General features: G+C 68.8%; 10 protein-coding genes. 6 read left to right on the top strand and 4 right to left on the bottom strand.

Annotated features, from left to right (window positions below):
- Positions 1 to 60 precede the first annotated feature (60 nt).
- A complete protein-coding gene (locus tag ABZX92_RS27695; RefSeq protein WP_355565318.1) occupies positions 61 to 924 on the bottom strand; it encodes a peptidase inhibitor family I36 protein in 864 nt (287 codons plus the stop codon).
- Between the two features lie 171 nt (positions 925 to 1,095).
- Between ABZX92_RS27695 and ABZX92_RS27690 the strand changes: the two genes are divergently transcribed.
- Positions 1,096 to 1,251, top strand: coding sequence for a hypothetical protein (locus ABZX92_RS27690; protein ID WP_355565315.1), 156 nt, complete (start codon positions 1,096 to 1,098; stop codon positions 1,249 to 1,251).
- A gap of 58 nt (positions 1,252 to 1,309) precedes the next feature.
- On the top strand, positions 1,310 to 4,102 hold the full coding sequence (locus ABZX92_RS27685; protein ID WP_355565312.1) for a hypothetical protein: 2,793 nt from the start codon (positions 1,310 to 1,312) through the stop codon (positions 4,100 to 4,102).
- A 2-nt stretch (positions 4,103 to 4,104) separates the two neighbouring features.
- On the opposite strand, the gene ABZX92_RS27680 is transcribed toward ABZX92_RS27685, so the two are convergent.
- Positions 4,105 to 4,827 (bottom strand): excalibur calcium-binding domain-containing protein, encoded by a 723-nt coding sequence (locus ABZX92_RS27680; protein WP_355565309.1) that lies wholly within the window; start codon positions 4,825 to 4,827, stop codon positions 4,105 to 4,107.
- 164 nt (positions 4,828 to 4,991) lie between these two features.
- Here ABZX92_RS27680 and ABZX92_RS27675 point away from each other — a divergent pair, with 164 nt between their 5' ends.
- On the top strand, positions 4,992 to 5,825 hold the full coding sequence (locus ABZX92_RS27675) for a glycoside hydrolase family 16 protein (RefSeq protein ID WP_355565307.1): 834 nt from the start codon (positions 4,992 to 4,994) through the stop codon (positions 5,823 to 5,825).
- Between the two features lie 34 nt (positions 5,826 to 5,859).
- Here the strand turns inward: ABZX92_RS27675 and ABZX92_RS27670 are convergent, their stop codons facing one another.
- Together ABZX92_RS27670 and ABZX92_RS27665 are read right to left on the bottom strand one after the other, a co-directional pair.
- Positions 5,860 to 6,735 (bottom strand): L,D-transpeptidase family protein, encoded by an 876-nt coding sequence (locus ABZX92_RS27670; protein ID WP_355565305.1) that lies wholly within the window; start codon positions 6,733 to 6,735, stop codon positions 5,860 to 5,862.
- Positions 6,736 to 6,950: 215 nt separating this feature from the next.
- Complete coding sequence (locus ABZX92_RS27665) at positions 6,951 to 8,405, bottom strand: amidase (RefSeq protein ID WP_355565302.1); 1,455 nt, start codon at positions 8,403 to 8,405, stop codon at positions 6,951 to 6,953.
- Between the two features lie 212 nt (positions 8,406 to 8,617).
- Here ABZX92_RS27665 and ABZX92_RS27660 point away from each other — a divergent pair, with 212 nt between their 5' ends.
- From ABZX92_RS27660 to ABZX92_RS27650, 3 genes are all read left to right on the top strand, one after another.
- Positions 8,618 to 9,805 (top strand): glycosyltransferase, encoded by a 1,188-nt coding sequence (locus ABZX92_RS27660; RefSeq protein ID WP_355565299.1) that lies wholly within the window; start codon positions 8,618 to 8,620, stop codon positions 9,803 to 9,805.
- A 61-nt stretch (positions 9,806 to 9,866) separates the two neighbouring features.
- Positions 9,867 to 10,238, top strand: a complete 372-nt coding sequence (locus ABZX92_RS27655; RefSeq protein WP_355565296.1) for a hypothetical protein — start codon at positions 9,867 to 9,869, stop codon at positions 10,236 to 10,238.
- 15 nt (positions 10,239 to 10,253) lie between these two features.
- Positions 10,254 to 10,811 (top strand): SMI1/KNR4 family protein, encoded by a 558-nt coding sequence (locus ABZX92_RS27650; RefSeq protein WP_355565293.1) that lies wholly within the window; start codon positions 10,254 to 10,256, stop codon positions 10,809 to 10,811.
- The last annotated feature ends 32 nt before the right edge of the window (positions 10,812 to 10,843 follow it).

Here is a 10,843-nt window from a genome sequence, read left to right as displayed (position 1 = left end):
GCTCACCACGCGTGGTGAGCGGCCCTTCGAAAGTGGAACTTCGACTTCAACTGATCGGGATCAGTCGCCGTACGGGTTCTGCATCGAGACGTGCACGTGGTCGAAGTGGCCACCGGTCACGTCACCCGCGACCGTGTAGTTGCGCCAGCCCTCGGACGAGCGCGCCACGCTCCAGATCTTGCCCTGCCAGATCACGTACCGGACATCGAGCTTGTCCGCGTACTTCTTCAGCCAGTTGGCGAGCTTCCAGCCCTGCTCCTTCTGCGCGGCGTTCGGGTAGGTGCCGATCGCGTTGGAGATGGTGCAGTCGAGCGCGTTGCCCGTGTTGTGGTTGCTCGTCGACGGCTCGTTGCTGCGGTAGTCGCCCACCCAGCAGTCCTTCTCACCGGTCAGGCGGCGGATCTCGTCGTCCACGAACTGCGTGCGCTTCGTCGCCTGGGGCGCGCGGGCCGCGGCGGACGGGTTCGGGTTGTTGTTCGGCGCCGCGTAGGTGCCGCCCGACGGAGGCGTGCCGCCACCGTCGTTGAGCTTGTGCGAGGCGTTCTCGTTCTTGAGGTCCGAGTTCAGGTTCGCCTTGCTGTTCGCGGCGATCGTCTGGCTGGGGCCCGCGTAACCGCTGTTGAAGTAGACGGTCACCTTGTTGTCGGTGCGGTTCCAGACCGAGGCGGCCTCGTTCTTGACGCACAGGCCCTTGCCGTTGCCGTCGCTCTTGAACTCGTAGCAGCTCGGCTGCTCGTCGCCGTAGTCGGAAATCGACGTGTTGAAGTCGGAAATCGAGCCGGCCTGGTTGCTGTTGTAGTACAGGCAGAACTCGCCGTCTTCACAGACACCGTTGCGGGCCGTGGCAGCGTTGGCCGTGGCGGCACCGAAGGACACGCTGATCAGCGCGCCCATCATCGCCACGAGAGTGAACTTCTTAAGCACGGTGTGCCCTTCTCTTCTTCGCAGGATCCGGCCCCGCCGTAAATTGCCGGAGCCCGCTTCTCGCAGGGAAGATCTCGTTTCTGCTGAGAGCAGCATCTCCACGCCCGCTGACATCTCGCTGACACCGGCAGTCACCGGACAGTCAGCGCGCGTAACGGGCACACTGGGTACATGAACGACAAGTGGAACGCGCTGCCCGAACGCCCCAAGCCGGAGGAGTGGGTCGCGGAGAAGGAGACGAACCCGGTGCCGGGTGCGCTCGCCGAGGCCGAGGCCAACGCCGAGACCCGGGAGGCGCGCAACTTGGTCGAACGCGCCGGCTTCTGACCGTCGTCCCAGCTCACGGCACTAAAACCGGTGGCGCCGGTGCGTCATCATGGTGTCGATGTCGATCCAACTGGCGTTTGGGGTTACGGCCGGACCTGGGGTGAGCTGCTGGCTGCCCGCGCCCGGCGGTACAGCCGTGCTCGCGGACGCCCGCGCGGGTGCCCACCCGCCTGGTTCACCCGTCGCGATCGGGCCGGGCGCGGACCCGGCGGATGCTCTCCGGCAGCTCGCTCTGCTGAGCGACACGGCAGCGGGCGCGGGTGTCGATCTCGGTGGCGGTTTCACGTCCGCACGCCTGGCCGGCGCGCAGGGAGACCGTCGTGACGCGGTCCTGGCCGCGCTGAAGCTCCTCGGCACCGACGACCGCCTGGGCGACCGGGCGGCGAATCTGGTCGCGATGTTCGGCCCGTCCGCCACCAAGCGCGTCGGCGCGGCGGCTCACGCGGCGGTGTCCGAACAACGCTGGGCGGCTCTGCACCTGGCCTCTGCCGCATCCGACCTCCTCGGCCCTGAGCAGCTCGAACGCGTGCTCGACCTGCGCGCACCTGACGGCACCGACCCGTTCCCGCGCGGCGCGGCGTCGACGTTGGCCGAGCACCTGTCCCGTCTGCTCACGGGCTACCAACGCCCGAGGCGCCTGACATTGATCATCAGCCTCTGGGACCACGTGTGCTCGCTGCTGGTCGAACAGCAGCGCCGGGAACGCCGGGCGTCGTCGCAGACCCGCGCCCACCGGATCGACAAGCTCCGCGAACGCCACCGCACCCACTTCGACGAACCGCTCCTCGAACGCCTCGGCTGGACGGTCACCGGCACTCCGACACTGGCGGAGGCAGCGCGCTGGCGCCCACCCGACTGGTGGACCGCGAAGGAACTGGGCCGTCTGCTGCTCGACGCCATCTCGGCCACCGCACTGCTGCGGTTCGCCAGAACGCTGTCCGACGAAGGCCTCGAGGCAGCCGCGGAGCAACACCGCGACGAGCTCGCCGCGGCCGACGAGCTCCTCACCGAGGACGACCGGTCCAGGGCCGCCCGCCGGCCCGAGGGCGCCTACAGCCACCCGGCTCGGCCGGGCAACTACGTCCACCAGGTGCTGCTGGCGTTGAGTCCGGAACGATTGGCCAACCCCAAGACCGAGAACTACGTGCGGACGCGCACCTCGATGGCGCGCAACTACGGCGTGGTCGTCTTCGACGCCGTCATCGAGCTGCTGGACGAGCTCGACCAGCCGCTGGAGAACTGCTGGGACGCCTGCAAGCCGTGGCACGTGCCCCAACTGCACAAGTGGCGCACGGCGAGAGGTTTCTGGCGACCCCCGCAGACCTGGGACCAGCCACCGCTCGCGGACAAGAACGCCGACGCTCCGACCCTCCCGTTCGCCCAGCGCCTGGCCGTGGACCCGGAGGCGGACGAGGCGCCGCACGACCTGCTCTGGCTCGCCGACCTGGCCGACTCCCTGGCGCCCTTCCACGGCGCCGATCGCGCCCGAGTGCGCATGGAGCGCCCCTACCCCCTGCTGACCTACGACAGGCCCAGACCACAGGCCGCTGACTCCCTACCGCTCGCGGCCGCCCAGGTGGCCCAGCTGGTCATGTTCGGCGCCACCCCACCACCCCGCTGCGGTACCTGGCCGGAACTCACCGCCGGTGTCAACGCGGACGCCGTGATCACCGAGGCGAGCACCGGCACGTTCCCGATCCCCGCCGAGGTCTTGGCGCTGGACAAGCAGATCGTCGCGGGCCTGTCCGTCGAGCTCGGCCGCGACCGCCGGCAGCTCGCCGAGTGGTCCGGCTACATGGGCAACTGCATCGGCGAGTCCTGGTACGCCGCGGCCGCCCGCAAGGGTCAGTGCGTTCTGATTGCCTTCCGCAACCCGTCCGACGGCCGCATCGCCGCCAACCTCGACATCCGCCGCCACTTGGGTGGCTGGCACGTCCACGAACTGCAGGCACGCTTCAACGAAAACGTCACCCCTGCCCTCGAAAAGCAGATCAAGCACTGGGTCGACAGCATTCCGATGCCAGTCATATCCGCTCCAGAACCGCTGCTGCCCGTACCTCCGCCGCGAGCCCGAGGCGGCCGCCGTTCCGCGGCGGGCCGCCTGCCTGCCGAGCTGACCAAGGCACTTTCTGTTGCCGTCGAACAGGAACTGGCCTCGGTCGCGCCCGCCCGCCGCACCTACGCACGGCTCGCCCGCTCTCTCGGCCGGTCCGCCGACTTCGAGCCCGAAGCCGCGGTGATCGCGTTGAAGCGCCTCGACCCAGGTGAGCACACAGACCTGCTCCGCGCCGCTCTCATCTCGGGTCTCGACGCATCCGTTGTCTGGCAAGCAACCCGCACCCGCCCGCTGGCCGCCGCCGTGGCCCGCCTCGACCCGGAACTGCGCTCGTTCGACCGCCTCGGCACCTTGACGGACGGCTCCCCGCTGCCCCGAACCCTGCGCGCTCTCGTCCGCCGCCCGGAGATCGCCCCGGCCCACGCTCTCGACGTGGTGTCGCGTTCACTCCGCACTGCTCTCGGTTGCCTGATCGCCGACGAGACGCTGACGCGTTCGGTGGCCCGCAGTCCCTCACCCGAGCTGTTGTGCGCGCTGGTGATCGCGACGACCTGCGCACCTCAGTCCACAACGGACACCGTGGCCGCGGCCGGCAAGACCGCTGTGCCGGGCTTTCCGGCCAGCGACCTGTCCGACGAGGACGGCCCGTGGCAGAACGCTCTCGCCGCGGCGGCCGAGCTCGACGCGCCCGTGGACCTGTTCTGGGAACGCGTTGCCGAGCACGGCCTGCTGATTCCCGCCGCCCTGCTGGGAAAGGGCGGCTGGCCCGCGCTCTGGAGCCGCGCGCACCGCTGAAACTACTCGCAGGCGACGCCGTCGTTGTCCCTGTCGAGTGCCGGCCGATAGCCGGGCTGACCGCGGTAGAGCGGTGCCGCACCGGCAGCCTTGGCCGCGGCGCAGTTCGGGTAGTACGCGGCCGCCGGCGGTGGGGGTGCAGGCGCGGGTTCCGGCTGCGGTTGCGGTTGCGTAATGACGGGCTGTGGTTGCGGCACAACGGGTTGCGGCGCCGGTTTGACGTCGAGCCCGCCGCACGACGGTCCCCAGAACCCGACGGCCGCCTGCTTGGCGATCGCCTCGGCGTTCCGGATCACCGCGGCCGCTCCGTCCGCCGCCCGCGCAACACCTTGGCTCACCGCCAGAACCGCGTAGTCGTTGCCATCGGGCAGCTGCAGCCGCGATCCCACGACCTGGACCGTCTTGCCCACCAACGTCTTCGTCGCGAACTCGACGGACGACGCGGCCCAGCACTCGCCGGGCTGGGCAAGTCCGGTGACCTGCACCTTGGTGCCGTTGGACAACGTCACCGTACGACCGTCCACAACGGACGAAACAGTCGTCGGCGGCGGAGTCGTTGTCGTTGTGGCGCTTGTGGTTGTGGTCGTCGAGGTTGTCGTCGATGCCGCGAGCGGAGTGGGTTCCTGCCCACAGCCCGCGATCACCAGCAACGGCACGACCGCGCTCGTCGCGGCGATCACGCGGGCGTTCTTCGGCAGTTGGCGCCAGGACATGAGTGCGGTCACGGCCGGTGCATCGCGAGGCTCACTACGCCGCGTTACCGCCATCACCCCAACGGCCCAGCTGAGAGCGCTCTCAACACACCCTTGCGGCTACTGGTCTAGTCCAGGCATACTTTTTGTTCGCCGCCACAACAAAATAAGCCAGTGCGCGAAGTGAGGTGACAATGATGTCGAACCGCTTCTCCCGCCTCGTGGTGATCATCGCGATGGCAGCGGTGACCGCACCCGTCGTGGCAACCCCTGCGAGTGGCGCGTCAGATGTCGGAATCCAGGCGACGACGTTCGCCGACGAGTTCAACGGACCGGCCGGCAGCCCGGTCGACACCAACAAGTGGCGTGTCGAAACCGGCAACAACGGCGGCAACAACCACGAGTACCAGTACTACACGAACCGCACCCAGAACGCGGCCATGGACGGCCAGGGCAACCTCGTCATCACCGCCCGCCGCGAGAACCCGGGCAACTACAACTGCTGGTACGGCCGTTGCCAGTACACCTCGGCCAGGCTGAACACCTCCGGCAAGTTCAGCCAGACCTACGGGCACTTCGAGATCCGCATGAAGATGTCCCAGGGCCAGGGCATGTGGCCGGCCTTCTGGATGATGGGCACCACCGGCGGCGGCTGGCCGAACAACGGCGAGATCGACGTCATGGAGAACATCGGCCGCGAACCCAACACGGTCCACGGCACCATCCACGGTCCGGGCTACTCGGGCGCGGGCGGCATCGGCGCGGCCTACAACGGCCCGCGCTTCGCCTCGGGCTTCCACACCTTCCGTCTGGACTGGGCCCCGAACTCGCTGACCTGGTCGGTGGACAACAACGTCTTCCAGCGGCGCACCCCGGCCGACCTGAACGGCAAGCAGTGGGTCTACAACAACCGCCCGTTCTACCTGCTGCTCAACCTGGCAGTGGGCGGCGACTGGCCCGGCGCCCCGAACAGCAGCACGCCGATGCCGAACACCATCGTCGTCGACTACGTCCGCGTGACGACTCTGTAGGTGCTCTGGTGGCCCCGGTTCACGCCGGGGCCACTCACCGCAGCGCGATCACGGTGCCAGGACGAACCCAGCGCATGATCGACACCACCGTGTCGGCCGGAACCGCCACACAGCCCGCGGTCGCGGCGCCGTTCGTGACGTGCAGGAAGAACGCGCTACCGCCACCGGGAACCCGTTGCGCGTTGACCCCCATCACCAACGCGTAGTCGTAAACAGCGCCCTGCTCCCACAGGTTCTCCGACACGCGCTCGTTGAACTTGCACGTCCCGCGCGCACACCGCTGATGCGTGTTGTAGTCGGGACTCTCGACGTCACTGACCCACCAGTCCTGGTCGTCGACCCGCAGGTACGACACCCCGGCTCCGGGATCAGCCTGCCGCCCGAACGCCTGGGTGATCGCGAAAACTCCAGCGGGCGTGGCAGACGAAGACTCCCCGTACGAGCCCGAGATGCCAGGCGCCCCAACCTTGGCCGCCACTCCCCCCAGCACCGGCGTCCACTCGCCCCCGGCCTGGCGCCAAGTGGACACCGTGGCATTGGACCCACCCGCGCCCACGACGGAGATCACCTGCGTGGCTGTCCCCACCCGATCCGCGAACCAAGGCGCCTCAACACGTTTGGTCGTCTCGGGCGCTTTCGGCGGCGGCACAGAGGTGCTGGCCACGGACGACTTGCTCACGCTGCTGCTGCTCGGCGGCGTCGTGGTGGTCGTGGCAGCACTGGAAGTCGGCTCATCGTGCGAAACCTTAGGCCCCGTGACCGCGGTCTGCCCGACCACCGCCGCGCTGGCCGGCGCGACCTCCGCCGCCCTGCCGCAGACCACCACGACCAGTCCGGCGACGACCACCGCCGCCGCGACCGGACACAGAACTCTGACCGCGAGGGGGACCTTCGCAAAGCGCCGCAACATGCCACTCTCTCCGCGCACACATCCGATTGCGGCGAGAGCCTAGATCCGACGGCGCACCCGAGCCAGTTCTGTTCCATCCACAATGGATCTGCATCGCGTCGCCAGAGGCACGCGTCCAGGCCTTCGTCAGGCCGGGCGAGCGCGGCCACCAGCCGTTCGAGAACCGGAAAGCCGGCCCGTGCAACGGGCCCGCGATTCGGTCCACAGCCCCACCCCTACGGTCGCGGCGCCTGGAAGCCGCCGATCCTCTGCTCGATCAGTTCGGCCAGCCGCAGCGGCGTGCGGTCCTCGAACATCGGCCCGATGAGCTGCACTCCGACCGGCAGGCCCTCGGCGGACCGGCCCGCGGGTACGGCGGTGGCGGGCAGGCCGGGCATTGTGGCCAAGCCTGCCCAGACGAGCTGGTCGAAGTACGGGTACTCGACACCGTCGATGTCGATGAGCCGTTCCATCGGGTTGGGTGTGTGGTCGTGCGGGAACGCGGGCGTCGGCGTGATCGGGCACAGCACGGCGTCGAACTCGGCGAACAACTGCCGCCAACCGTGCCGGTGGACCTCGCGGCGGTAGTTCGCCCGCATCCAGTCGCTGTGGCTGAACATCAAGGCGCGCAACCGTTCGGCGTCAAGACTCCGGTCGTCCGCGCTCAGTCCGGCGACGCGGATCCGCAGCTGCTCGTCCGACTCGATCGGAAACCGCGCAACAGAGCCGGAAATCAGCAACTGCAGGTAGAGCGCCGCGGCCTCCGTCAGATCAGGCAGCAGCGGACTGTGCCGTTCGACGCGGGCACCGCCGTCGTTCAGCGCCTCGGCCACCCGGTTCACGCCCGCCCGCACGGCGGCACTCGTCGCAATGAGCGGATGCTGGTCGAGCACCAAGACCCGGAAGTCGCCGAGCCGCTCGTGGCGCGCGGGCGGCAGCGCCAACCTGTGCGCCACACCGAACGTCAACGGGTCCGGCCCGGCCATCACGTCGAGCAGGAGCGTGAGGTCGCGGGCGGTGCGCGCCATCGGCCCGACCACGGCGAGATCGAGGTCGACCGGCAACGCCGGCTCGCCCGGCGGAACCATGCCGCGGTTCGCCGCGAGTCCGAGCGTCGGCTTGTGCGCATGGACACCGCAGAAATGCGCGGGCGTGCGCAACGAGCCGGCGATGTCGGAACCGATGGACAACGCGCCGAACCCGGACGCCAGCGCCGCCGCCGACCCGCCAGACGACCCGCCCGAGGTCCGACCGTGATCCCACGGGTTGTTGGTGGTCCCGTAGATCTCGTTGAAGCTCTGGATGTCCTGCAGCCCCAACGGCACATTGGTCTTGCCGAGCACCACCGCACCCGCGGCCTTGAGCCGCGACACCTGCACCGCGTCCTCGGCCGGCACGTAGTCGCGGTGCGGCGGCATCCCCCAGGTCGTGGGCAGCCCGGCCATGTTGTAGCACTCCTTGACCGTCACCGGAACGCCGAGCAGCGCCCGGTCCTCACCACGCGCACGCGCCTGGTCCGCGGCGCGAGCGGCGGCCCGCGCACGATCGAAGTCCGGCACGCAGATCGCGTTGATCACCTCGTCGTCACGCTCGATGCGGGCGATCGCCTCATCCGTCAGTTCCACCGATGTCACCGCACCGGCGCGCAACGCGGCAACGAGCTCTTCGGCCGCCTGAAAGCTCCATTCCATGGATCCGAAGCTATCGACCTGCTTTAGCAGCCATAAAACTCCGTAGCGCACAACAGGAAACGCACTCGTTCTGACGTAGTCGCAGGTCAAAGCAGCATCAGAGACCACAAGCCAGGAAAAACCGCATCCCGCAACAGGACGGGTATCTCAATTCTTGTCCGAGCCGGTCGAGCTTCTGCCAGAATTCGGGCAAGCGACTCTGGGGAGATGTCATGCGCGTGTTGCTCGCGACGACGGCCAACAACGGTCACTTCGGTCCGATGGTGCCATTCGCCGACGCCTGCCTGCGAGCCGGGCACGACGTGCTGGTCGCAGCGCCGGAATCGTTCGCCGGGATGGTCGAACGCGCCGGGCACCGACACTGGCCGTGCCCCGACGTCGACCCGGCCGAGCGAGCCGCACTCCACGCGAAGTTCCTGGCCGCCGAACCGGAGAAGCGCAACGAGACCATGGTGACGCTGGGCGCGGAGCTGTCCGCCCGGTCGATCATGCCGGGAATGCTGGCCGCGCTGGACAAGTGGCGACCGGACGTCGTCCTGCGCGAGATCGGCGAGCTGGGCTCCGCCATCGCCGCCGAACTGCACGGGTTGCCACACGTGCAGATGCTGATCGGCCTCGACAAGTTCGTCGACTTCACCCTCCCACTGGCCGCGCAGGCACTCGTTCCTTACCGCGAGTCGCTGGGCCTCCCCGGCGATCCAGACGGCGAAAACCTTCACCGCGCGCCGTCGTTCAGCCTGTTGCCGCCGTCGCTCGAAATGCAACGCGCACAACCCGGCCCTCAGGTGCACCGCTTCCGCATGCCCGCCGCCAGCAGCGACCCACTGCCACGCTGGTGGGCGAACAACGACACCCCACTCGTCTACGCCACGTTCGGCACGGTGGCCGCGGGCGTGCCCTTCGCGGCGGCCGCCTTCCACACGGTCGTCGAAGCACTGGCCGACCTGCCGGTACGCGTGCTGGTCACGATCGGCGACAGCGGCGACCCGTCAGCCTGGCCCGCACTCCCGCCGAACGTGCACGTTGAACGATGGGTACCGCAGCAGGACGTCCTCACCCATGCGGCAGCCATGGTGTGCCACGGCGGCACCGGAACCGTGCTCGGCGGGCTGGCGGCCGGCGTGCCGATGGTGGTGGTGCCGCAGTTCGCGGATCAGCCGGACAACGCGGAACGAGTGGCAGCCACCGGCGCGGGAATCAGTGTCGGCAGCGGAGACACGGCGCCTGCGACGGCCGAGGAGTTGCGGGCCGCCGTGACAGCCGTGCTCACCGAGCCGTCCTACCGGAAGTCGGCGGGTGCGATGGCTGAAGAGATCGCTGCGCTGCCTCCGGTCGACGAGGCGGTCAGCTTCCTGGAGCAGCTCACGAGTGCCGGCCACCGACCAGACCCCGGCAACTGACTGCCGGACCGCAGAGCGGTCGCCACGCCCAACCTGCCACATGTGCTGGTATGAAACAGGTATGGACTTGAGGCGGTTCATCGCGCCGGTAGCAGTGGGTGTTGTCGTCGCGGCCGTGTTCGGGGTCTGGGGCTTCACCACGCGGCACTCAGCGACTGCCGATGTCGTCGAGGGTTGGGCGATGCCGAACGGGAGCGGGACGGCGATCGCGTTGTACGACAGCAACGACACCCGCGACGGTACGAGCTACATCGTCGTCGGCGCGTCGTGGGCCGGCCGGGACGGTGTGTGGCACGACGGTGCGGACGGACCCACTTGCATCGGTACCGACACCACCACGAAGACCAGCGTGCGGTTGGGCATCGTGGATGTCGAGGCCGGCCTGGACGGGATCGGCGGGCCGCGGGTGGCGTGGTTGCGCTGCCTCGCCTAGGCCAGACTGGCCGCCATGAACCAGACCGCCCGGGAGTTCGTGCGGTTGCGGGCCATCATCGAGCGGCTGTTGCCCGAGACCGCGCCGTTCCGGCCGGGCGCGACCGATCACGATCTCGAACGGCTCGCCGCCGCCACCGGGCTCGTGCTACCGGCAGCTCTGTGTGCGCTGCTGCGCACGTCGGCGGGCCAGGACGATCCCGACCAGCTCTACGGCCCGCTCAACTTCCACCACTTCCTGACCATCGACGAAATCATCGAGATGCACCACATGCTGACTGACGCGGTCGGCGACATGGCCACGCCCGTCGAGCAACCCGCGTTCTACAAGTGGACCGTGTGGTCGCAGTCCTGGCTGCCCTTCCTCGCGTTCCAGGGCGACTGCTACCTCCTGGACCTGGATCCCGGCGACCGGGGCACCGCGGGCCAGGTCGTCTTCCGTCCCAACGTGCCCGACCTGGACGAACCGAAAGCGCCGTCGCTCACCGCGTTCCTCGCTCGTGCCGCCGACCTCGTCGAAACAGGTCACGGCTACGCGGAGGAGAGCACGCTCGTTCTGCTCGACCTGTGCTGACCGGCACGGACGGTTGTTCGGGAGCAGAGCCC

Source organism: Lentzea sp. NPDC006480, assembly GCF_040611995.1.
Taxonomy (GTDB): domain Bacteria; phylum Actinomycetota; class Actinomycetes; order Mycobacteriales; family Pseudonocardiaceae; genus Lentzea.
This window is presented reverse-complemented; position numbering and strand designations above follow the sequence as displayed.

Excerpts from the sequence above, each read along its gene's own strand:
- ABZX92_RS27675 (WP_355565307.1), top strand. The coding sequence starts at position 4,992 with ATGTCGAACCGCTTCTCCCGCCTCGTGGTGATCATCGCGATGGCAGCG.
- ABZX92_RS27650 (WP_355565293.1), top strand. The coding sequence starts at position 10,254 with ATGAACCAGACCGCCCGGGAGTTCGTGCGGTTGCGGGCCATCATCGAG.
- ABZX92_RS27655 (WP_355565296.1), top strand. The coding sequence starts at position 9,867 with ATGGACTTGAGGCGGTTCATCGCGCCGGTAGCAGTGGGTGTTGTCGTC.
- ABZX92_RS27665 (WP_355565302.1), bottom strand. The coding sequence starts at position 8,405 with ATGGAATGGAGCTTTCAGGCGGCCGAAGAGCTCGTTGCCGCGTTGCGC.
- ABZX92_RS27685 (WP_355565312.1), top strand. The coding sequence starts at position 1,310 with ATGTCGATCCAACTGGCGTTTGGGGTTACGGCCGGACCTGGGGTGAGC.
- ABZX92_RS27660 (WP_355565299.1), top strand. The coding sequence starts at position 8,618 with ATGCGCGTGTTGCTCGCGACGACGGCCAACAACGGTCACTTCGGTCCG.
- ABZX92_RS27670 (WP_355565305.1), bottom strand. The coding sequence starts at position 6,735 with ATGTTGCGGCGCTTTGCGAAGGTCCCCCTCGCGGTCAGAGTTCTGTGT.
- ABZX92_RS27690 (WP_355565315.1), top strand. The coding sequence starts at position 1,096 with ATGAACGACAAGTGGAACGCGCTGCCCGAACGCCCCAAGCCGGAGGAG.